Annotated in this window: 17 protein-coding genes and 1 pseudogene; 10 read left to right on the top strand and 8 right to left on the bottom strand. The window is 55.6% G+C overall.

All coding sequences use genetic code 11. The annotated features are described in order from the left end of the window. Positions 1 to 123: 123 nt before the first annotated feature. From C8R31_RS15035 to C8R31_RS15025, 3 genes are all read left to right on the top strand, one after another. Positions 124 to 1,968: a sulfotransferase gene (locus C8R31_RS15035; protein ID WP_107694930.1), complete on the top strand. Its 1,845-nt coding sequence runs from the start codon at positions 124 to 126 to the stop codon at positions 1,966 to 1,968. Positions 1,969 to 2,009: 41 nt separating this feature from the next. After that, complete coding sequence (locus C8R31_RS15030; protein ID WP_107694929.1) at positions 2,010 to 3,917, top strand: tetratricopeptide repeat protein; 1,908 nt, start codon at positions 2,010 to 2,012, stop codon at positions 3,915 to 3,917. Between the two features lie 723 nt (positions 3,918 to 4,640). After that, positions 4,641 to 6,230, top strand: a complete 1,590-nt coding sequence (locus C8R31_RS15025; RefSeq protein ID WP_107694927.1) for a hypothetical protein — start codon at positions 4,641 to 4,643, stop codon at positions 6,228 to 6,230. Positions 6,231 to 6,535: 305 nt separating this feature from the next. Here the strand turns inward: C8R31_RS15025 and C8R31_RS15020 are convergent, their stop codons facing one another. From C8R31_RS15020 to C8R31_RS14995, 6 genes are all read right to left on the bottom strand, one after another. Next, positions 6,536 to 7,699: a patatin-like phospholipase family protein gene (locus C8R31_RS15020; protein ID WP_107694926.1), complete on the bottom strand. Its 1,164-nt coding sequence runs from the start codon at positions 7,697 to 7,699 to the stop codon at positions 6,536 to 6,538. Between the two features lie 324 nt (positions 7,700 to 8,023). Continuing rightward, a complete protein-coding gene (locus C8R31_RS15015; RefSeq protein ID WP_107694924.1) occupies positions 8,024 to 10,438 on the bottom strand; it encodes an SAM-dependent methyltransferase in 2,415 nt (804 codons plus the stop codon). Continuing rightward, a complete protein-coding gene (locus tag C8R31_RS15010; protein ID WP_107694922.1) occupies positions 10,438 to 11,142 on the bottom strand; it encodes a protein-L-isoaspartate(D-aspartate) O-methyltransferase in 705 nt (234 codons plus the stop codon). The genes C8R31_RS15015 and C8R31_RS15010 overlap by 1 nt, the downstream gene beginning before the upstream one ends. A 240-nt stretch (positions 11,143 to 11,382) precedes the next feature. Next, positions 11,383 to 11,811: a YMGG-like glycine zipper-containing protein gene (locus tag C8R31_RS15005; protein ID WP_308811281.1), complete on the bottom strand. Its 429-nt coding sequence runs from the start codon at positions 11,809 to 11,811 to the stop codon at positions 11,383 to 11,385. A 9-nt stretch (positions 11,812 to 11,820) separates the two neighbouring features. After that, on the bottom strand, positions 11,821 to 12,321 hold the full coding sequence (locus tag C8R31_RS15000) for a hypothetical protein (protein WP_107694921.1): 501 nt from the start codon (positions 12,319 to 12,321) through the stop codon (positions 11,821 to 11,823). 62 nt (positions 12,322 to 12,383) lie between these two features. Then, positions 12,384 to 12,734 carry a hypothetical protein gene (locus C8R31_RS14995; protein ID WP_107694919.1) on the bottom strand — a complete coding sequence of 117 codons (351 nt, stop codon included), beginning with the start codon at positions 12,732 to 12,734 and terminating at the stop codon, positions 12,384 to 12,386. A 514-nt stretch (positions 12,735 to 13,248) separates the two neighbouring features. Here C8R31_RS14995 and C8R31_RS14985 point away from each other — a divergent pair. After that, complete coding sequence (locus tag C8R31_RS14985; protein ID WP_107694916.1) at positions 13,249 to 13,608, top strand: hypothetical protein; 360 nt, start codon at positions 13,249 to 13,251, stop codon at positions 13,606 to 13,608. A 65-nt stretch (positions 13,609 to 13,673) separates the two neighbouring features. Then, a complete protein-coding gene (locus tag C8R31_RS15880; protein WP_146164610.1) occupies positions 13,674 to 14,222 on the top strand; it encodes a hypothetical protein in 549 nt (182 codons plus the stop codon). 94 nt (positions 14,223 to 14,316) lie between these two features. Here C8R31_RS15880 and C8R31_RS14975 read toward each other — a convergent pair whose 3' ends face one another. After that, the gene (locus C8R31_RS14975; protein ID WP_107694913.1) at positions 14,317 to 15,471 is read right to left on the bottom strand and encodes an NAD(P)/FAD-dependent oxidoreductase; all 1,155 of its coding nucleotides are present in this window, start codon (positions 15,469 to 15,471) and stop codon (positions 14,317 to 14,319) included. Positions 15,472 to 15,899: 428 nt separating this feature from the next. Between C8R31_RS14975 and C8R31_RS14970 the strand changes: the two genes are divergently transcribed. The 5 genes from C8R31_RS14970 (at position 15,900) to C8R31_RS14950 (ending at position 23,121) form a co-directional block, all read left to right on the top strand. Then, positions 15,900 to 16,832, top strand: coding sequence for a 2-hydroxy-3-oxopropionate reductase (locus C8R31_RS14970; RefSeq protein WP_107695004.1), 933 nt, complete (start codon positions 15,900 to 15,902; stop codon positions 16,830 to 16,832). Position 16,833: 1 nt separating this feature from the next. Continuing rightward, complete coding sequence (locus C8R31_RS14965; RefSeq protein ID WP_107694911.1) at positions 16,834 to 18,288, top strand: FAD-linked oxidase C-terminal domain-containing protein; 1,455 nt, start codon at positions 16,834 to 16,836, stop codon at positions 18,286 to 18,288. Positions 18,289 to 18,316: 28 nt separating this feature from the next. Beyond that, positions 18,317 to 19,405, top strand: coding sequence for a glycolate oxidase subunit GlcE (glcE, locus tag C8R31_RS14960; RefSeq protein WP_107694910.1), 1,089 nt, complete (start codon positions 18,317 to 18,319; stop codon positions 19,403 to 19,405). A gap of 1 nt (position 19,406) precedes the next feature. Beyond that, positions 19,407 to 20,699 carry a glycolate oxidase subunit GlcF gene (gene glcF / locus C8R31_RS14955; protein ID WP_107694908.1) on the top strand — a complete coding sequence of 431 codons (1,293 nt, stop codon included), beginning with the start codon at positions 19,407 to 19,409 and terminating at the stop codon, positions 20,697 to 20,699. Between the two features lie 121 nt (positions 20,700 to 20,820). Next, the gene (locus C8R31_RS14950) at positions 20,821 to 23,121 is read left to right on the top strand and encodes a DNA translocase FtsK (RefSeq protein WP_107694906.1); all 2,301 of its coding nucleotides are present in this window, start codon (positions 20,821 to 20,823) and stop codon (positions 23,119 to 23,121) included. Positions 23,122 to 23,244: 123 nt separating this feature from the next. Here C8R31_RS14950 and C8R31_RS16675 read toward each other — a convergent pair. After that, positions 23,245 to 23,343: pseudogene (locus C8R31_RS16675) on the bottom strand (methane monooxygenase/ammonia monooxygenase subunit C); the annotation flags it as partial.

Below are 23,343 nucleotides of genomic sequence, written 5' to 3'. Positions count from 1 at the left end.
GACACAAATGTTTATTCGGCTTTCCTATAACAAGATCTTCTTGCTTTTAGCTGAACCATTCCTGATGAAGTTCGTCGGGGCGCAACGAGCTGGCGAGCTCTTGATTCACGAAGGGCCCGGGCAATGCACTCCGGTTATATGACCTCAACCACCGGAAAACTCGGTCGGAACAGTCCTTGCTCATGCAACAGCGGGAAAAAGTATAAGCAATGTTGCGGTGCCAACACGGTCCAGCCTATTCCTTCCTACCAGAAAGTTGTGTCGCTTTCGCAGGTAATTGAGCTATTACAAGCCCATCGCTATGTAACGGCCGCCGAAAAATGTGGGCAAGTACTTTTGGGTCAGCCACATCATGCGGGAGCAAATTATCTGATGGGTTACGCCCTCTTGCAATCCGGCGAGACCATGAGAGCGATTTCATTTATGGAAGCGGCAATAGCCAACGGTTTGCGCGATGCGGCAGCGTTCTATCATTACGGCACGGCGTTAGCCATGACGCAGCGGTATCAGGATGCTGCCTTTCAGTTTACCCGGGCGCTGATCGAGAAGAATGATTTCGAAGACGCGCGCGTTAACCTGGCAAATTCATATTTCGAACTGGGCGCTTTTCCCGAGGCGGGAGAACAGTATAGGCAGGTAATCGAGCTTAATCCCGATAACTGGAAGGCGTATCACAACCTCGCACACGTTTATTACTATCAAGGAGGCGTGGAGGAGGCAGTTCAATTTTTTCAGAAAAGCGTTTTAAACGGTCCCGGTTATGCTGAGGCGCATGCCAGCCTGGCAGCGATGCTCGAACTGAACAACCAGCCCGAGGATGCCGCGGCCGCCGCCTATAGGGCTCTACATTTACAAGCCGGTAACGCAAGCGCTCAGGTGGTTTTAGCGAAGTGCTTGCGGCGCAGGAAACAATGGCCGGAAGCCCTGCGCGCGCTGGATGCGATAGACCCTACGACCGCAAGTGAGCGCACCTATATCTCCATCCATAACGAACGAGCCCACAATTTGGATGGAATGGGCCAGTATGCGGAAGCTTATGAAGCTTTTTCCGCTTCTAAACAAGTGCTCGCCCGGCTGCGCAATATTACGCACGACCCTCTCGCCGAGTTCCAGGCACTGGATATTGCCGAAACCTACTTTACTCCCCAAAAAATTGCAGAGCTCCGGGAGTTAATTGGTTCAACCGCAGCCGATTCCCACTCGACCCCAATATTCGTAGTAGGTTTTCATCGTTCGGGTACAACGCTAATCGAGCAGATACTCGCGTCTCATCCCGAGATAGGCGCAGCCGGAGAGCTGGCCTTTCTTTCGCATCTGGAGACGACACGGCTGGGGGCGGGAGCCGATTTGCCGGCGGCACTGGAGGCTTTGCTGGCGAATAAAGACGCGCGTCCTTTGCTTGACCTGCGCGATGCCTATATGGAGCGACTTACCGCGCAGGAAGGTACCCAAGGAAAGCGCTGGATTGTGGATAAATCCCTTTTCAACATGCTTCATCTTCCGCTGATACATTTGTTATTCCCGGCCGCGCCCGTTATCCATGTTCTGCGGCATCCGCTGGATTCCATGCTGTCGGTCTTTTCACAGAATTTTTTATGGGGGAATGACTGGTCTCTGACCCTCGCTGACACGGCACACGCTATCGCGCGCACGTGGCGTCATGTTGAACAGCTGGCGCCGCGGATAGATAAGTTGCGGTATATGAGAGTCGGCTATGAAAATACCATCCATGAGCCCGAATTGAGCATCCGAGATTTGCTGCAATTCATAGGCGCCGCTTACCATCCCGCATGCCTGAAGTTTCACGAAAACAGGCGTGTAGCCAGAACGGCAAGCTATGAGCAGATTTCGCGTCCTATCTATTCCTCGTCTATCCAACGTTACCGTAATTACATTTCCCATATGCCGCCCCAAGCGGTTGATGCAGTGCGGCCCGTCGCCGCTTCCATGGGCTACGTCATCCCGTGATAGCCCGCAAACTTACAAATCGTTACATTTAGGAGATTTCGATGCGCTTATTCCGTCGCCAGGCGATATCGGTTGCCCTGGCGTTCTCCACAGCCCTTGGTTTGACTCCCGTTTTTGCGGTAATGCTCGAGTTGCAGCCGGATAATCCGGCCAACGCACCCTCTGCCGCCCCTTATGCCTCTATCGCCGTTAACAATGAGTTGCAGGATGTAGTGACGCTGCTGAAACAGGGCGAGCGCAAGGAAGCTAAATTGCAATTGGCGCGGTTTCTTGCCAGGCATCCGCAAGACCCGCGCGCCACGGAAGTAGCGGGTCTGATATTTATGGAAGAAAAAAATTGGAAAATGGCGATTGTCTCCTTTCGCCGCGTTCTCAGCGTAAATCCGGCCCAAACCTCCGCTCGTTCCAAGCTTGGCGTTTCTCTGCTGATGGACGGGCAAAGACAGGAAGGGGCGGCCGAGTTACAGCGAGTGGTATCAATCAACAAAGCCGATGGGATGGCGAGGCGTTATCTTGGTTGGCTGGCGGAAACTCAGGGCGATACGAAAGCTGCCCTTGGGCACTATACCGAGGCGATTGGGGACCCCCGCTTCGGGGCGGGCATGATGTCAGAATTTCACGTCCTGACAGCGAAGCTCTTTAATCAGACGCAGCAATACGACAAGACAATTAAACTGCTGGCCCCCCTGATTGGAAAAGCAGATTCCTCTCGAACCGGTCGCGGGGGCGAACTGGTGCTGGCTTCTGCCTATCTGGAGCAAGGAGACAAGGCCGCTGCAGCGAGGCTCATCCGGTCGCTCGAAAAAACACTACCTTCGGTAAATCCGGATCTGCGCCTGGCGCAGGCTGCGCTATTCAAGCTGGAGAAGGATTATCCGAAGGCGCGCGAGCGGTTACAGGCCATCATCAAGGAAAATCCCGCCTATAGCAGGCTGGCTTCTCTTCAGTTATCCGAAGTGTATGTGCTCGAAGGGAATCGGAAGCAGGCAATCGGGGTTCTGGAGTCGCTGGTATCGAAGGCGGAAAAAAAGGATTTGTCTCCGCTGCTGGCAAGGCTGACGGCATTGCAATTTGATCGCGGAAGCCCAGCCGACGCCATCAAGACTTTGAAGGAGCATTCCGTCCAAAATCCGTCCGTGAAGTACCTTCTTGCCGAGGCTCAGGCGCGAAATCACCAGTATGCCGTAGCGCTCAGGACGGTAAATGAACTGCTCGCAGAGTCTCCACAGTTTGCAGGAGCCCATTATTTGGCGGCTATGTTGTACATCCACGAAAACAAGCCCTCCGAAGCGGAAGCGGGTTTTCTGCAGGCGGTGAAACTGATTCCCGCTTTTGTGGATGCGTGGGTCGAATTGGGAGATCTTTACATTTCGGCAAACGCGCTTCCCAAGGCTGAGAGCACGTTGCAGAAAGCGTTGGAGGCCAACCCGGACAATCCAACCCTGCTGTTCAAGCTCGCATCGATCCTGGATCAATCAGGAAAAACGGCCCAGGCGAACAGCGCATATCGCCGCATTGTGGAAAAAATGCCCAATCACGCCCCCGCCCTGCAAAAGCTCGCCCTTAATCTATCGACGGATTCATCCACTCTTAGTGAAGCTCAGAAGCTCGCCGAGCGCGCATATGCCCTGGCTCAAAATGAGCCCTCAATTCAAGATACCTATGGATGGGTACTAGTGCAGTCCGGCGACCTGAAAAAAGGAACGCCGCTGCTGGAAGCCGCCGTTAAAGCCGCACAGCATCATCGTGAGCATCTTTCCAGCCACGACGAGTCAGATGATCACTCCCATGAGAGCAACAACCTGGCGGAAGGCAACGCCTATTATCACCTCGGCGTTGCCTATATGAAGGGAGGTAAATATGCGGAAGGCGCAGCCTATCTCAACCGCGCACTGCATTCGGGGGTGGATTCGGGCACCCGCACGCAGATTGCTTCATTGCTCAAATAGGTGTTTTATAGGACGGGCACTGGCGCGCCGCAGAGGGCAGGTTTGGGACAGGATGGAAAGATGAGCTAACGTCCTCGTGTCGCCCCGACGCCGTTATTTTAAACGTACTGAGCAAAACAATTAAATGCCGATAAGGTCATGGGAGCGTTAAGCCCGCAACTATTGGGCTTGTGCTTCTGGCCCAGGGCCGCCTCATACCTCGTCGTCAGGAGGGTTGATTATTACTTACCTTCCTGGAGTTTTTACCTTACTTATACCCCCCTGAGTTTCGCCCATCAACTCCGGTCGGACCAATCGGTTTCCGTCCGACGGTCATAACTTGACCCACCCATCACTATTCAAAATTTCATATCGCTGTGAATTGCCCCCAAATTTTTAGAGAGCGGCTATGCCATAGAACGCCTGCCTAAATCGGGGCGCAGCTTTCCATCCTCTCACCCTTTCACGCCTCTCCCTGTCCGCGCAGAAAAATTGCGGCATCTCTTCAAACGCTCCACTGAACGTGGTTGAACCCATGTTGAGAAAAGACCTGTCTTTAAAGCTCTTTCTTAACAGTAAATATAGCCGCACTGCAAATACTATAAATATCGCTGTTATTGAGTGTGGACTTATCCGCGATTACTTGGCGGTCGTCAGTGTTGCCTGAAAGCGCTCACGAGACGATTAAATGAAAAACCAGAGGCAACTTTCATTTTCACGACTGATTACCGAAAAAGGATCCAAATGAACACGCATCACCTTGCACTATTGTTTGGCCTTACTGCTCAGGCGATCACCTTACCGGTCCATTCGCAGAACATCCCAAATGGCAGCTATCAACTTTCTTGTACCAATGTCTCAGTCGCCGGTGACGCCTTGGCGGCTACCTGTAAAAAGCTAAATGGGGCTTCTCATGCAACCAAGCTCAACACGTTAGGATCTTGCCTGAACTCTATCAGTCATTATGGCGACATCGGCAATATCGACGGAAATTTGATTTGTCTGCCCGACTTGCCGAAACCGGATCCCAATTTCGTTTTCCCCCAATCCGAAACGCTGCTGAACCAGTGGATATACGCGGGGGATTTAAATCAGATCTATCGACACGGTTGGGGCATTTGGTCAGGACTGACGCAACAAGTCGGCCTTATCGACGGTATTGCCGTTCGCGCGTTCCAGACCTGGACCGTGCCGTCGAATATCATTTTCCGTAGCGCTCCGGTCAACGCCAGCCTGAAAGGAGTGGCCGCTCCGCTAAAACGGCCTGGCCTGGAGTTGTCAGTGCCACGTCAATTCCGACACGGCCAAAAACCGAAAGCAAAGGCGATGAATGTCAAGGCTGTTGCGGCTGCGGCTGCTACCGGTGCTCCCGACACCAATATCTTTGTCTCGGTTGCTTACAATCCTCCAGGTGCGGAGCATGCGATCGCCAACCGGTTGTTCTATGAAAGTACGTTGCAGCAATACATGAAAAATGGCTACACCGAAATTCCCAATTTCCCGAATAACTCTATAACGATAAAGCCCGTATATAAGATTATTTCCAAAACCGTGCCTAATGGGATTTATACATTTCCCGGCTGGCCCGGCCCTACTCCTCCGGATCCAAAACAAGGTTTCGATGAATCCATTTGGAACAGTTGCGTATATGTCGATATCAACACCTTAAGTGGCGCGGGTGGCAATAGTAATGACCCGGGATGCAAGAATAGGACGGCAGCCAGCACTTTCTACCTAAATAATTTCATTCACAATAAAGTCTCGGCAGACGATGCGGCCTATCTGACCAACCAACTCGGTATCAAGGTCGCCGAGGGCGATTACGCCATTCTGGTGGGGATGCATGTGACCACGCGCGAGGACAAGGTGTGGACGTGGCAAACATTTTGGTGGTCCGCCAACGCGGATCGGCCCTTTGAGCCGAGTTCCTCAGCTATCGCCACCGCCCGCCCTTTAAGCTACCTTGATGAGGCAGCCAAGCATTATGCGATGTCGGTTGCCTACTACACGGTTGCGCCCCCGCAGCCGATTACAGGAGGCCAGAACGTGGGTAGCTCCGTTTACGGCTATAATCCCTACCTGGAAGCCGGTTTCGGGCCTGACACATTCGGCATTAGTCGCCCGATCAATGGTACGGTCAATAACACAACAGGTATTCAGACCAACTGCATGACCTGTCACAACATGGCGGCCTACGTACCGAGCCCTAAAACTGGAATGCCGTACGCCACTGATTTCTACATGAGTATTAACGACCCCGTATTCGACGGGACACTCAAATCAGACTTTTCGTGGACAATACTGAATACGCTGGTACCGACCCCGCTAAAGTGACGCTAGTGAGTTACTTCATGAATAGTTGCCAGGGCTGCAGAAGCGGTGGTGTAGGCTGAGCCTGATCAGCGTTTAGCGTCCCAATGTTCCGGTTCGCGATAGGGGTTATATGTTGATTTAAGCAACGCCGCGAGTTTTGTAATCTCGCGGCGTTCCGCTTTGGCGGATGTGGCTGTCGTCAAAAATATGCAACCTGATATTAGACGGAAACCCCCCGTCAGCTTTGCACACTGATTTACAACCCTTTTTCGTCACACTCACCGTCCCTGATTCTGCCTCGCCCGATATCCCGGACGGAATCTGGCTCATACACCACGAGAATAGGGGAAACCTGCAGGAATTTTAAGAGACGGATCGAGGTGGCGGCGCAGCGCTGCGTCGCAGACTGCGTAGCCCCAATTTATCAGGCGTTCCTGGGTTCTATCGGACATGTCTGAAAGCCTTGTCGGCTCGGCAGCCAGGCTGGAGGTGCGGTCTACCGGACACGGCAGGGCGGTCGCAAGCTTATAGTCGGCAATATTGGTCGTGATGCCCCAGTAACAGCCTTTTCGTAGTCCCGCCTCAAATGAACTGATCAATTGCCGCTTGCGTAGCCTGTGCACTTGGTCGTCAATCACATCAAGTACACGCTCGGTGTGGCGAAGCCAGTCTTCGCCCGGGTCTGCGTTTGGAGAAAACTTCCCGCCCCCATCAGATACCAGCACCGTATCTAAACGCTTCCACACTGTTTCTAAGCCAAGCTGGTCAGAGATCCGGCCGTCAGTAAGCACCATTCGCTTACGATAACTGTCGGCTGCCAGGGATTCGCCGACCGGGGGGCTGAATGCTTCGGGGTTGAGATCAATGAACGCGGGCGAAAGAAAGGGCGGAAACGCGGACGAAGCAGTTACAGCCTCGGCCAAGGCGATTGTTGGATTGTGAATCTCCCCTACCTTGCAGTCTCTCATGTATGGTTTGGAAAAACATACCAGCGAACCGCTCTGCACGTTGGTCGCATTGATTTCAAAACGAGGAGGATCGTCAGGCAGGTCCTGAAGCGTAGCATCGCCGAACAGGTATTTCCTGTAGGCGGCAGCCATCTTGTCGCTGATCGTTCCCGGTAGCAGTGCCCCGGTAATAACAGAACGGAGATCGACTGTTTCGTGCGCAAACGCTCGAATAGGATCAACGACTTCCCGAGTCAAGTTTAAAACCTGGCCTTTGTGAAAATCGAGTTGTTTCCACTTATGGCCAAGCAATGCGGCAGTGATTAATCCCCCGGAGACACCGGAAACCCGTTTCAACTCCGAGAGGTATCCGGTCTCATTCAGACGGATGAGTGCCCCGACGTGGAAGATCATCGCTCGGTATCCTCCTCCCGAAAGACACAAGCCTATTCCTTGCTCTGGCTTACGAGTGCCTAAATCACTTACGGGCGCAACTGCGAGTTCGAGATCAGTGACAGAATCAGGCACGGTAGTTACTCCCATGACAGGTCAGTTTGGCGCAAAAAAATTGGCACTTAAAGCATAGCCGATAAACAGCATGTTTTAAGTACAACCGTCCAAGTCTTTCTGATCTGGCCGACAATGGGCGAAGGCTGAGATACATCGAGCACCGGCACGCGTTTCGGATCTTACGATGCGGTTCAGTAAAACGGTCAGCCGGCACCTAATACCGGGCTGTCGGGTACGTGATCGAGTTGTGGACCGATTATATGAGGGATGTCCTCCGATCATCACCTGACTGGCATTCGTGTCACTCATCGGCTAAGGCATTTTTGACTCTTCCGACAGCCTCTGCGCGTACGGTCGTCATGCGAACCTACGCAATGCAACAGCCGCCCCAGCATAGATCAGGACAGCCAGGATGATCACCGCGGCAAACCCAAGATGAATTGCGAGTAACGTTGCAAGGACTGCCCCCACTACCGAAGCGAAGCCATTGATCGCCCATGCCCACGGTACGCTGTCTTGCGAGGTGTTCGCGAGCCGCATTGTGCCAGTGGGGAAGGGCATTCCCATGCATATCGCGAGTGGGGCGATCAACGCAATGGAAATAGCGATTTTTGTCGGATCGGGCAGGTGGATAAGCGCTTTAAACACCTCCGGCAGGATCATGAGATAGGTTAAGGAAATCGACGCCATTATTACTATTACCACTGTCAGGTAGCTCCTGCCCATCTTTCCGCGTTGCAATCGTGCGGTAAGCCAGCTACCGGCGGCGGCGAACACCAGAAACGCGCACAAAACAACTGCGACTGCGTACAAGGGGTGGGCAAGAAAAAGCACGAACTTCTGAATGAAGGCGATTTCCATAAACATGAACGCCAGACCAATGGCGAGAAAGTACAGCGCGACCGGCGCGGCGGGCAGCGCGCGCCGGGCACGGGATACGGCCAGCGGCGCCAGGATCAGAAGAACGCTGGCGACAAACGCCTGGACCAAGGTCGCGACCAGCAGGGGATAGCTCCAGTCGAGTAGCGGCATGCCGCCCTGCTCTCGCAAAGCGAGCAGTTCCGCGGCTGCGCTCCATTTAAAGAATCGAAAAAAATAAGGCCGGTCATCCGTGGCTGGCTCGATGTAGAACTTGTACCGGTCGATAAAATCCTGCCGCTGCGAGCCCAGTAGTGCCACCGCTCCCTCGAAGAAGTACGGTTGCGCCAGGAGGTTGTACCGGTTTGCCTCATCCGCCGACATGCCTGGGTAATAGGCTACGTCGAAAGAACGTTTGCGACAGAACTCCTTGACCGCCTCGATTTCCACTGGCGTGAAATCGCTGTTCTTCACCAGCACGGTAACGGTTTTCCATCCCCTTATCATGACAAGGCGTGCAGCGGGGCTGGACACACCGTCTTGTTCCAGGGCGATCACGGCTGTGGCGAACAGTTTTAGCGCGTCGCGGGGTGGAAGGGAAAGCCACCGGGTGATGGCCAACATCCCTCCCGGCGCCAAGCGGCTTAGATAGGTCCGTAACGCCTCTACCGTATAAAGGTAGCTTTCGCTCAGGCCGTACAACCCCGCCGAGGCGACGCCGAACGAGTCCAGCAGTGCCACCTGCACGAGATCATAGCGGTCGGTGGTCGTGTTGGCGAAGCCGCGTGCCTCTGCTTTGTGCACATGCACTTCGGGCCGATGGTAAAGGTCACCTGCAAACTCCCGGAAGCGCTGCTCCACCAGATCGATTACGTTGCGATCAAGCTCTACCGCATCCACAGCAGACGCACCGTGGTAGAGCGCCTGCAGAACATCGCTGCCGGGACCGGCGCCGAGCACCAAAACATGCGGCGGTTTAAGTGACGGCTTGAGCACATGGTAGGGCAGCGCTGAGGTAAGCTGGTCGAGGTAAGCCAGCGGCGCTAAAGTGCCATCGAACTGTGTGAGCACAGATGGCCCATCACCATCTACGAACACGCCTAACTGGGGCGGAGGCTCGTCCATCGCGTTGAGACTCATTCCCGGCGCATGGCGGAACGGAATACGCGGGCTTCCCACTACTGACACCTGCCCCAGCGGGCTGGAGCGCTCATCAAGCAAACGCGTCCCCGCAATATTCAACGTTTGGCTCAAATCCTTATAGGTAGAAGGAACGCCTTTCAGCCAGGTGCTGGGTACAACCATGGCGATCAAAAAAGCCAGTCCAAGAAAAACGCCCATCCATTTCCGCTTCATCTTCATTTCTAATATGGCGACGGCGGTGGCGAGAAAAGCAAGTGCGGTAACAATGGCCAGTATTTTGTGAGGCGGTGCGAGAAACAGCACAGCAATAACGCCAAGGCTGCCGACCCCCGCGCCCAGAATGTCGGAAGCATAGATACGGCCAGCCTGGCGGGCGAAGTGCCACATCACCAGGCCGATCCCCAGGCCGCCGCAAAAGAAGGGTGCCATCATCAGCAGATAGATCGCGAGCAGTCCCGTAAGCTGGGTTTTATCCCATAACAGTTCCAGTGGATTAAAAGGAACCTGTTGCGCAAGGAGAAAAGCGGTGGGCATCAAAACAGCCATCCCCACAGTGGCCGTCACATAGGCTATTCCGACATGCGGGGCGATCTTGTCCTGCAGCAACGTCAGTACTGCCCCGCTTGCGCCGTACCCGAGCATCGCAGCGCTGATGATCATGTAGGCGAAGTGGTGCCACAGAACAATGCTGAACAAGCGCGTCAGCAGGACCTCATACGCCAGGACGCACGCGGAGAGCAGCGCAATGGCGATAAATGGCGGCCGCGGCATTAGTGCCCGCCGGTCAGCGGGACAAACCTCACCGGCTCAATTTGGCGACTGGAGACCGAACCGTCGGGTTTTTTTTCCACCAGCATTAAATATTGAGTCATGAAACTCGCGCCAAGCGGGATCACCATGCGCCCGCCCGGTTTTAACTGCTTGAGCAGAGGGGGCGGCACGTGACTGGCAGCCGCTGTTACGATGATGCCATCGAATGGTGCCGCCTCCGGCCAGCCATAGTACCCGTCGCCGAGCCTGATTTGAACGTTGTGGTAGCCGAGAGACTGGAGCCGCTCCGTGGCCTGCTGTCCCAGTGGCTCGATAATTTCGATGCTATAGACCGATTTGGCGATTTCCGCCAGAACAGCCGCCTGATAACCTGAGCCCGTACCGATCTCGAGGATCTTGTCGCCACCCTTGACCCTGAGCAGATCCGTCATCAGTGCAACCACAATGGGCTGCGAAATGGTTTGGCCATAGCCGATGGGAAGGGGCTGGTTGCGATAGCCAAACAGCGCCAGCCAGGACGGCACGAAACGATGGCGCTCCACCGTTCCCATGGCAGCCGTAACGGCGGAAGAAGGCGGCGCACTACCGGATGCAGCGATCACCTCCGCCACCATTTTTTGACGCAAGGCCGCATAGTCCTCTCCATAGGAAGGAAATCCCCAACAAAGGGCGAAGAGCGCGCCTGGAACGAACTGCCATTTCATAACTTCATTAAAGCAAATTGGTGGCAAGCTGCTGGACTAAATGACCCCTGTCATCCTGAAAATTAATGAAGCGTTTGAGGCAATTCGTTGGGCCCTATCGCGGTGGGGGTGGTGGGGGGATGCCAGGAGGTGGAGGCGGGGGTGGCGGGAAGGGGTTCCTCTGCACACCTCTGGCAGGAGGATAAGATGGGTATGACAGATTCATGTGCTGGTTGACGCCGCGCATGTAAGGGTTGTTGGCTATCTGCCCGGGTACGGGCACACGATGACCTTTGCCATACATGCATATCCGTTATCGTAGCGTTGCTGGCTGGCATATCCGGATGCCCCTGCGGTATGCGTCCCGGCCAAACTGCCGACCACCAGACCGGTCCCTGCCCCGATAGCCGCGCCTCGTCCACCTCCCAATGCCGCGCCCGCGGCCGCGCCTAGTCCAGTGCCAACGGCAGCGCTCGCGACAGAGCTGGATATTGACGCCCAGTTCGGCGTCGTGCCGTCAATCTGTTCGTGGGCAAACTGTCGGCAATAGTAATCGTCGTGGCGGAACTGTTCGAAACTTTTGCCAGAGCCCGGGAGGGCCATCATGCTGGGACCAGTCGGGACGCTGGCGCAAGCGGCTAGCGAAGAAATCGCCACCAGGGCGGAAAATCGGAGAACTTTTCCCATCATCGCCTCGCCTTATTGACGCGGCTCAGGAGCAACCTGAAGCCAGCCGCCAGGGCAGTTTTTAACGTATGGATAGTAGCCTTCCGGCTGCCGGCAGTAATGCCAATAGTTGGCACCCTGTGCGGCCGGCTGCACCTGCACGATCTCCTGCTGAATATAAACTGGGGGTACAGACGGCGGCAAAACGACGGGGGCGACCGGCGCGTAACCGTAGTTTGGCGGATACCCGTAATTGGCGCCATACCCTACAGGCGGATAGCCATATGAAGGTGGATAGTATGGTGCTCTTGCCATCGAACCTATACCGTAGCCCAATACTCCCATCCCCATCCCCAGCCCCAGACCAAACCCGCCCCATCCCCCTCCGTGGTGATGGCCATGGTGATGATGGCCGCCGTGATGATGGTGCCCGCCGTGGTGGTGATGGCCGTGACCTCCACGCGCCCATGAAGTATTGGCCTGGACTGACCCAAGCAGCACCAAAGCAGCGCAGAGCAAGCTCATTCTTCTCATTCCGTAACTCCATTCCGTGATGGCTGCGTTTATCGAAAGAAACAATCAGTGCCTCAAGTTGCTTACCTTCCCCACTGTTGTATATAACCCGGCGGGGCGGGGGGGGCGTAACTCGGCGCATAACCATAACCGCCATAACCAGGTGCGTAGCCCGAAGCCGGCGGGTAGCCGTATGAGGGAGGATAGGAAGGAGCCCGGCTGCCATAGTAGCCAAGGCCATAACCTAGTAGGCCGAGCCCCAGCGCCAGCCCAATTCCTCCGTGACCCCCTCGGTGATGGTGGCCGTGCTGATGGTGCCCATGATTATGGTGCCCATGATTATGGTGTCCGTGGCCTCTGCCTGCCCACGCATGGTTTGTGGGCATTGACCCGAGCAGGACGAGCGCGACACAGATCAATTTTATTTTTCTCATTTATGTCTCCAATCCATAGAAGTAGGTATGTTCCATGCCGGGAGTGAAGTAGGATTTTTCCGAAATCCTGTTTTCATTGCGGCCATGTGGATATAACGCATCAGTGGAAGATTCCGTTGTCTTGCAAAACCAAAAATTTCACAAAAAATTCACAACTCTTCAAGAGTGTCAAACGGAGAATTCGGCGTTCAAGGGCCGGGTCGAAAACTGGTGCGAAGTGGCCGAGTTTAATTCACCCCATACCGCATATACCGCACCCCAGCAGTCGCAGTTCAGGAGCTTGTAAACGAGGGGAATAGGCGTTGCGTTATCGGAGATATGAAAATGGTTTGATACCTGCTTTCTGTTTCAATAGTGTACTTAAGTCCAATGGTCACGCTAATCGGGTACAGGTAATATAAAAAAAACGTGATAGTTCGCAAAGAACATGATGTTGTGTATTCTGTGCGCTCGGCTCAGCAGTAATGAAGCCGGCTAACTTGGCTTTGGATTTAAACTACAAGAGGGAGCAGTCATGCGTAAAAGTGCAACGGTGTTATTGGCGGGGTTTATTCTCATGGGCGGCAATGCAGTGCTGGCGCGCGACGGTGGCGGGGGCCAGCATGGAGACCATCCTAGCGGCGCAGGCGGTAAGGCAACCGAGCATATGGGACAGCAGGGAAGCGCGAACTCAAATGCTCAGTGGAGTTCGGGCGCCACGAAAGGTCAGGAACGATCCGAGGTGAGGCATCAAGACCACGCAGGGCATTCCGGAGCGAAGGATGAGCATGCGAATGGAAAAGGTAAGCATAAGGGCCATGAAAACGGGGGCAAGGATAAGGATAAGGGTGGCAAGCATAAAAGCCATCAGCACAAGGATCACGGCGCTCACTGAGATACGCTTACCGGGGTAGCGGGGAGTTGAGGTAATAGTGGCAGAAGACTTAAGAAGGAGATCAAGTGTCAAACGAATCGGTTAATTATTGGAAGCTTGTAACCATTGGAATACTGCTGGTGGGTGCAAGCGTTGGCGCAACCTTGATGATCACCGGAAAGGATTCAAAGACAGGGCAGCCTGAATCTCCCGCTGCGCAAGTCGAGTTGACTCCTGCCCCTGGGGTGGGAGAGAAGGGCGGGCAGTCAACTAGAACCGCTTCTGCCGGCGTGCCCCCTCCTCCGCCACAAACTGCACATCCGGGCCGGGCGGCCCAGCCTGCACATCCTTCACAGTCGGTCATGCAGGCTTGCAACCAGTACGCGAATGAGCGGGTAGACAGCAAAACCGAAGAAGTACTCAAAAACGCCGCTCTGGGTGCCGCCATAGGCGCTGCAGTTGGCGCTGCCGGCGGTGCGATCGCAGGCGGAGGGAGCGGGGCCGGGAAGGGAGCCGCCATTGGTGGGGTAACCGGCGCGGCCGGGGGATCGCTTTATGGACTTAATGAAACCAAATCACATGATGCACAGTATCGCGAAGCGTACGCCTCGTGTATGCGTTCGAAGGGTTACTGATCACGCGGGATAAATGCCCTGGACCCTCTCGCGGCGCCGGGGCATCTAATCCCTTGCAATGCCCGAACTGGTAGCGCAGTCCGGGTAGCTGGCATCATTCCATCACTGCCGGCAACTGAGCGGCAAGCGCGTTTCTCTCCTTGGTTGATGCGCCGAGCAGCGCAAAGCCAAGCAATTTGTCGTCCATGCTTTTGAACAATGCCTTGACGCTGTCTGCGTCCTCCTCGACCAGCCATTCGCCCTGCGCGCTGGCATCGGGCGGTGACACCACCGTGGGACAGGCTGGTGTTTTTACCAGCACCGGCATCGCAGGATACCGTACTGGCGTAGGGTTTTGCGCAAGCGTCGCCGCAAGGCCGCGGGCGGCATGCATGATTGGCATGACGAACGGGAGCACCCTCCCTTCGATCTCCGCGCAGTCGCCAAGCGCATAGATACCTTCATGGCGGGTTTGCAGCGAGCGCCCGACCTTAATGCCGCGATTTATCTCGATCCCGGCTGCTTCAGCCAGGGCAGTTCGCGGCCGAAGCCCTACCGCGGAGAGCACGACATCCGTTTGTATGATTTCCCCGTTGGAGAGGGTTACGCGCAAGCTTTCATGGATGCGCTCCACGCTTCTGGTCGTGGTCCCCAGGTGAAAAACCACTCCGGCTGCTTCCAGCTTACGCTGCATGAAGGCCCCTCCTGCCTGGGGCAGAAGCCGGCCCAGAGGTTGCGCACTGAAGTCAATGACCCGCACGCGGTAACCGGCGATGGTCAGATCGTTGGCAAACTCGCAGCCGATCAGGCCAGCGCCCAGGATCGTCACATCCTTTTTCCCTTCCAGGATGCCACGCAGCCGTCGGTAGTCGTCAAGATCGTTGACTGACAGAATAGCCTCCGTTCCGTCGCCTTCCAGAGGCAGTCGAATCGGATCAGCCCCTAACGCGAGAATGAGCTGACTGTACGACAGCTGTTCCCCGTTCTGTAGCCTCACGCTTTTCGTGGCAGCGTCGATTGCCGTCACCCGGCTATGGGCACGGACGGTCAACTTCAACTGCTCGGCCATTTTGTCGTGCGTGGCGGTAACGATCGACGCAGGCGTTTTTCCGGTCGCCAGAGCATTGGAAAGGGTCGGCTTGGAGTAAAAACCGCCATGATCCGCTGAAATGATCTGTATGGGTGTTTCTGTGTCCAGCTTGCGAAATTCCCGCGCCACGGTGTATCCGGCAAGGCCGCTACCAATGATAGTCACAGGTGAAGAACTCATGCTTACGCTTCCCCTCTAACGAAAACGGCAGCCGTTGCCCCGTTCTGGATGCGCCCGGTTTTCGAGGCGCCTTTGGTGCTGGGGAGGCCTTTGTCATGCATAAGAATAAAAAAATGGCACATGTTGTTCGCGCTTGGCATCATGTAAATGGGCTGAATAATGAATTGGTTTGATTAGGATGGGTTGGAAAAGTTTAATGACGAACGCGAAATTAATAACCGCAGCTGTAGCTGTAGATTCACCTGTAAGGTTGAACAACACTTGTCCTGTCATCCGGGCTCGATAGGACCTGCTTCAAATGAGCCTGACTCACTTCCCTGTCGAGCACGTGCTCCAGGGTTTTTCATGCAGCGGGTTTCCGCTGGTGTAAACTTCCACGTCGCGCTGCTATGCTGGAAGCAGCGGCACATTATATAGATGAGTGCAACATGACGAAAATCGGTTTTGTCGGCCTCGGCATAATGGGGCGGCCTATGGCGGGGCATCTTCTCGGTGGAGGATACGAGCTATTTCTGCATTCCCGTAGCGGGGTGCCTGAGGAATTGCTCAAGCGTGGCGGCAGGGCGTGTTCTTCGCCCAGTGAGGTAGCGCGAAACGCTGAGTTGGTTATTACAATGCTGCCTGATACACCGGATGTAAAACGGGTACTTTTCGGCGAGAATGGTATCACCGGTGGACTGAGCCCGGGGAAGCTGGTGATGGACATGAGCACGATATCGCCGTTCGAAACCAGGGAATTTGCCGCCGCTATCAACAAGCTTGGTTGCGACTACGTCGACGCGCCCGTCTCCGGTGGCGACATAGGCGCGAAGAATGCTACCCTTACCATCATGGTAGGCGCGACCGAAGCCGTATTTACTAGAATAAAGCCCATTCTCGAACTGCTCGGTTCAAGTATAACGTTGATCGGCCCCAACAGCTCAGGGCAGGTCTGCAAAATCGCCAACCAGATCATCGCCGCGCTTACAATTGAGGCGGTAGGCGAGGGATTGCTTTTCGCATCCAGGGCGGGGGCAGACCCTCTCAAGGTGCGGCAGGCGCTCATGGGTGGATTCGCTTCATCCCGGGTGCTGGAGATCCACGGCAAGCGAATGATCGAGCGTAACTTCAATCCGGGATTTCGCGTCGAACTGCATCAAAAGGATCTGGGTCTCGCCCTCTCTGGCGCGCGCACGCTCGGCGTCAGTTTGCCCAATACAGCTGCTGTTCAGGAGCTATTCAACTCATGCATCGCTCACGGCGGCGCCCGACTGGACAGCACGGCAATGGTGCAAGTGCTGGAGAGGCTGGCCAATCATGAGATCCGGGATGTGAACAAGGGACTTGACCAGGGCTTCGATAAACCGGATTTAATGAATTGAAATGAATGCTTTTGAATTGGCGGCGCGACTGCGCACATTTTTGCCACCTGAAGCCGTGCTGCATGAGATCGAGGACGTTAGGCCCTACGAGTGCGACGGCCTTTCAGCCTATCGGCAGGCGCCGATGGTTGTTGCGCTGCCCCGGACGGAAGAAGAAGTGGTCGAAATTTTACGGGTTTGTCACGCTGCTGAGATTCCCGTAGTCGCGCGCGGCGCTGGCACGGGACTCTCGGGGGGCGCGCTACCCCATTCAGAGGGGCTTCTGTTGTCGCTCGCCAAACTGAAACGCATACTTGAAATTGATCCGCTGGCGCGTACTGCCCGGGTGCAGCCAGGGGTGCGCAACTTGTCTATCAGCGAGGCGGCGGCGCCCCACGGCCTCTATTATGCTCCCGATCCCTCCTCGCAGATCGCATGCACCATCGGAGGTAACGTGGCGGAGAACTCAGGGGGCGTACATTGCCTGAAATACGGTCTAACTGTTCACAACATTGCCGGATTGCGCGTAGTAACCATTGAGGGCGAGATCCTCGAAATAGGGAGCGAGGGTCTGGATGCCCCCGGGTACGACTTGCTCGCGCTTATGGCCGGCAGTGAGGGAATGCTGGGGATTGTGACGGAGGCTACGGTCAAACTCATTCCCAGGCCGGAAAAAGCACAGGTGGTTCTTGCCGGGTTTGCTGACATTCGGGCGGCGGCAAATGCGGTCGCCAATGTCATCGCGGCGGGCATCATTCCTGCGGGCATGGAGATGATGGACCAGATTACAACGCGCGCCGTGGAGGAATTCGTCCACGCAGGCTACAACCTCGAGGCCGCGGCGATCCTGTTGTGTGAATCTGATGGCGGGGCGGAGGAAGTGGCAGACGAAATCCGCCAAATCAACGAAATCATGAAGATGAGCGGCGCGATCGACATCCGGACCTCCCGCGACGACGCGGAGCGGCTCAGATTCTGGGCTGGGCGTAAGGCGGCCTTTCCGGCAGCAGGCCGTGTTTCACCCGATTACTATTGCATGGACGGGACCATTCCACGCAAAAACCTTGCAAACATATTATCCGGGATCGAAGCGCTTTCTGCCGAATATGGTCTACGTTGCATGAACGTTTTCCACGCCGGCGATGGCAACTTGCATCCCCTGATTCTTTATGATGCCAATCGGCCCGGAGAGCTTGAACTAACCGAGGAGTTTGGCGCACGTATACTCCAGATGTGTATTGAGGCCGGCGGAACCATTACCGGCGAGCATGGGGTTGGTATCGAAAAAATCGACCAGATGTGTTCCCAGTTCAAGGCTGGGGAGCTGGAAATGTTTCATGCGGTAAAAGCAGCATTCGATCCTTCCGGACTCCTGAATCCCGGAAAGGCCGTGCCCACCCTCCGCCGTTGTGCCGAGCATGGCGCCATGCACGTTCATCAGGGAAAAGAAAAATTTGCCGAACTGCCGAGATTCTAATTTTTTTAAAGGCTGATCGCTCCATCGTATGCAATACCTCATCGATCAGCTTGCCGATAAGATTCGCGCCGCGGCGGAGGAAAGAAAGCCATTGCGAATACGTGGCGCGGGCACCAAGGATTTTTACGGACATTGCCCGCCTCTCGATCCTGCCGACCTCAGCAGCGTCCTCGATCCCACCACTTATGCCGGCGTGGTGGATTACGAACCGACCGAACTGGTTATTACTGCTCGCTGTGGAACGCGCTTGACTGATCTTGAGGCTGAACTGTCGAAGCACCGGCAAATGCTCGCCTTCGAGCCACCGCATTTTGGGTCCGGCGCAACCCTCGGCGGATGTGTCGCTGCCGGGTTGTCCGGTCCGCGCCGGGCCAATGCCGGAGCGGTACGGGACTTCGTCCTGGGGGTACGCATGCTCGACGGCAAAGGAAACGATCTGAGCTTTGGTGGCCGGGTCATGAAAAATGTGGCCGGCTATGATGTCTCGCGTTTGATGGCGGGATCGTTGGGAACGCTGGGCTTGCTGCTGGAAATTTCCCTGAAAGTTCTGCCGCGGCCGGCAATAGAGGTTACGCTGCTAATGGCGATGGACGAGGCCGAAGCCATCCGCAGGATGAATCTCTGGGCCGGCAAACCGCTACCTGTCTCCGCTACCTGTTTTTGGGATGATCAGCTTATATTGAGGCTCTCCGGCGCTGAACCCGCTGTGAGAGCGGCGCATGCAATAATCGGCGGCGAAGAGTTGAGGGACGGCGCCGGCTTCTGGGACTCGGTGCGGGAACAGCAGCACTCGTTTTTTTCGAGCGGAAAACCGCTGTGGCGATTGTCGGTCAAATCTACTACTCCGCCGCTTTCGCTGCCGGGAGCGCAATTGATTGAGTGGGGTGGAGCGTTACGTTGGCTCTCAGCTGATGACGAAGGAGACGCGTTGCAAGTAGCGGTGCGGGAAACAGCGAGCACCGCGGGGGGACACGCGACATTGTTTCGCCATGGCGAGTCTTCCGCTGCGGTATTTCATCTGCTCACGCCGCAAATGATGAGGATCACCCGCCGCCTCAAGGAAAAATTCGATCCCGCAGGTATACTTAATCCGGGCAGAATGTATCCGGAAATATAATATGCAAACCAATCTGGCCGATTTCATCAAGAATACTGCGGAAGGACAGGAAGCAGACGAGATACTGCGGAGCTGCGTGCATTGCGGATTCTGTCTTGCCGTCTGCCCCACATACCAATTGCTGGGCGATGAACTGGATAGTCCGCGCGGGCGGATTTACCTCATGAAGCAGGTATTGGAAGGCGCGCCCGTCACCGAAAAGACGCAGTTGCATCTTGACCGGTGCCTTACCTGTCGCGCCTGCGAGACGGTTTGTCCGTCGGGAGTTCGCTACGGGCGGCTGGTGGATATTGGTCGGGGTATTGTTGAAAAGAAAGTGGGCCGGCGGCTGGTTGACGGTTCGATGCGATATGCGCTTCGCCAGACGTTAGCCAGGCCGGGCGTTGTTGGAGCACTGATGAAACTGGGACGGTTTACCCGCCCCCTACTGCCGGGTGGGCTGAAGAACTCCGTATCTCTGCTCAAGCATGAAACATCATCCCGAGAATCCGGAGCTGCCTGGCCCCCTTTGCGTCATAACCGCCGGATGCTGGTACTCGAAGGCTGCGTTCAGCCGGCGTTGGCGCCCCAGATTAACGCCTCAGCCGCGCGCGTGTTCGACAGGCTGGGCATTTCGCTTATCAAGGCACCGGATGCGGGTTGCTGCGGGGCTCTGTCTTACCACCTTAATGCCCAGCAGGAAGGCATGGATTATATGCGACGCAATGTGGACGCATGGTGGCCGTACGTCCAGCCTGGGGGGCAGGTGGAAGCGATCGTCATGACCGCCAGCGGTTGCGGCGTGACGGTCAAGGAATACGGTCATCTATTGAGGCATGACACCGCGTACGCGGAAAAGGCGGCGCGCATTTCGGAATTGACCAGGGACATCAGCGAAGTCCTTGAAGCTGAAGCCCAAAAGCTTGCTTTGCTTCTCGACAACTTGCCCAAACGAAAAAAAGGCGCCAGGCTTGCCTTTCATTCTCCCTGCACGTTGCAACATGGCATGCGTATTCGCGGCGTAGTGGAAAAAATTCTTGTAAGTGCGGGCTTTCAATTGACTGATGTGCCAGACGCCCACCTGTGCTGTGGCTCCGCCGGCACCTATTCTATTCTGCAGCCGGAGTTATCCCAACAACTGCTCAAAAATAAGGTAACTGCATTGCAGTCTGACGACCCCGAAAGAATAGCGACAGCCAATATTGGCTGCCTCATGCATATACGGAGCGGCGCGAAATTGCCGGTCGCGCACTGGATTGAAATCCTGGACGAAAAGTTTGGGGATATGGAAGAGCAGGCTCATAACCGCGCCTAAGTAAAAGAATGGAGTCGAGCTTAATTCACGGGCGCTGCTTTTCCGCTAACCGTGCCCGTCTGGCTTAACGCTATATAATCAAGCCCTATCTTGTTTGCTTTTCCTTAGCCAGTAATTATCCATGAGCTTTGTCAACAAGCCGATGGCAAAAAAAACGGGCTCCAATCCCATGCCACCCCGGGCCGTCAGGCTGCTGCGCGAGTCTGCCGGGCTTGCGCTGCTGGGCGTGGCCCTTTATCTGGCGCTGATATTGCAGGGTTATGATCGCGCCGATCCGGGGTGGTCACACAGCGGCGAAACTTCCGCCGCAGGCAACCCCGGGGGCCTGGCCGGGGCCTGGCTCGCGGATTTGCTGCTGTATCTATTCGGCGTCTCGGCCTGGTGGGTGGTGCTTTTTTTTGTCTTTCTGGTGTCGTGGATCTACCACCGCATCGACGGGGGGATATTCGATCGCCGCCCGCTATTTCTCTCCGTCGCCGGTTTTACTGTGTTGCTGGCTGCGAGCAGCGGGCTTGCGGCGCTGCGGCTATATACGCTTAATATGACACTGCCTCAGACCCCAGGCGGCGTACTGGGCCTTGTTATCAGCAAGCATTTGTCCCAGACGCTCGGGTTTACCGGCGCGACGCTCGCGCTGTTAATACTGATCGCGATCGGTTTCAGCCTGTTTACCGGCTTGTCGTGGTTGCGCTTCGTCGAGAAGCTCGGTGCCGTAGTCGAGGGGAGTTGTCTGTTCGTCAAGCGCCACTGGGAGGACTGGCAAGACCGCCGCGCCGGCGCGGTTTCGGCGATTAAACGCGATGAATTGGTGGAGATGGGAAAAAAACGTTTTCAGGAAAATCCACCTTTGCATATCGAGCAGCCGGCGACTGTCATTGCCAAGTCTCCACGGGTGATCAAGGAGAAACAGACGCCACTGTTTATTGATTTGCCGGACTCGCCCCTGCCGCCGTTACACCTCCTTGATGAGCCGGTGAAGAAGGATGTCGAAGTGCTATCGAGTGACACGCTTGAATTTACGTCGCGCCTGATTGAACGAAAATTGATCGATTTTGGTGTAGAGGTCAAAGTGGTGGCCGCATACCCTGGTCCGGTCATTACCCGATACGAAATCGAGCCTGCTGTTGGCGTGAAAGGTAACCAGATTCTCAATCTCGTGAAGGACCTGGCCCGGTCCCTGTCGGTGGTAAGCATACGCGTAGTCGAAACGATCCCCGGCAAAACCAGTATGGGGCTGGAAATTCCTAATCCCAGGCGTCAAGTGGTGCGGCTTTCGGAAATATTGAGTTCGCAGGCTTATGCCGACATGGGGTCTCCGTTGACCATCGCGCTGGGTAAGGATATAGGAGGCCACCCGGTATGCGCGGACCTGGCGAAAATGCCTCATGTTTTGGTCGCGGGTACGACCGGCTCGGGAAAATCGGTCGCAATTAACGCCATGCTACTGAGCCTGCTCTACAAAGCTACCCCTGAACAGGTGCGGCTGATTCTCGTTGACCCGAAAATGCTTGAATTGTCCGTTTATGAGCGCATTCCGCACCTGTTGGCGCCGGTAGTGACGGATATGCGGCAGGCGGCAAGCGCCCTGCGATGGTGCGTGGCGGAAATGGAACGGCGTTATAAGCTGATGTCAGCGCTGGGGGTACGCAATCTTGGTGGGTACAATCAAAAAGTAAGGGACGCGATGCGGGACGAGAAGCCGCTTACCAACCCGTTCAGTTTGACCCCAGATACGCCGGAGCCGCTGGAAGAGATGCCATTGATAGTGGTGGTAATTGACGAACTTGCCGACTTGATGATGGTGGTGGGCAAGAAAGTCGAAGAGTTGATTGCACGGCTTGCGCAAAAAGCCCGCGCTGCGGGCGTACATTTACTGCTTGCCACACAGCGCCCTTCGGTAGACGTGATCACCGGGCTTATCAAAGCCAATATTCCAACGCGGGTGGCGTTTCAGGTGTCCAGCAAGGTGGACTCCCGGACCATACTAGATCAGATGGGCGCAGAAGCGCTGCTGGGCCAGGGGGACATGCTTTATCTCCCCCCCGGAAGCGGATATCCACAGCGTGTTCACGGTGCTTTTGTCGCCGATCAGGAGGTTCACCGGGTCGTGAATTACCTGAAAGAGCATGGTGAACCGCGTTATGTGGATGGCGTGCTGAGCGCAGTTGAAGAAGAGAACGGCGGAAATGAGAATGGAGGGATGGCCGGACAAGGAAACGGCGAGGGCGACCCGCTTTATGATGAAGCTGTCGCGGTGGTGCTCAAATCCCGTCGCGCGTCTATTTCGCTCGTACAGCGGCATCTGCGCATCGGATATAACCGGGCGGCGAGGTTGATCGAGGAAATGGAACGTGCCGGCCTTGTCTCAGCGATGCAAACGAATGGCAACCGCGAGGTCCTTGTTCCGGCAGGGAATGAATAACGTATCACTTGTTATCGGTCCCGTACAGTAACACCAGCACAGTGATCGCACGAAATGATACGGCCCCGCTCGCGCGGTTGTGCGAGCAGGGCCGTATTGATTTCAGTCTGTCAGCCGGTCAGATCAGGGTACGATCCGGTTGTTGAGGATGACTTTGCTCTGTCCGTTCCAGACAACATCGGTCAGGTTGGAGTAGCGGGTGATGATTTGTGCTGCAATGCC

Source organism: Nitrosospira sp. Nsp2 (genome assembly GCF_003050965.1).
Taxonomy (GTDB): Bacteria; Pseudomonadota; Gammaproteobacteria; order Burkholderiales; family Nitrosomonadaceae; genus Nitrosospira.
Note: the sequence above shows the minus strand (reverse complement) of the source record. Positions and strands in the feature narration are given on the sequence as shown.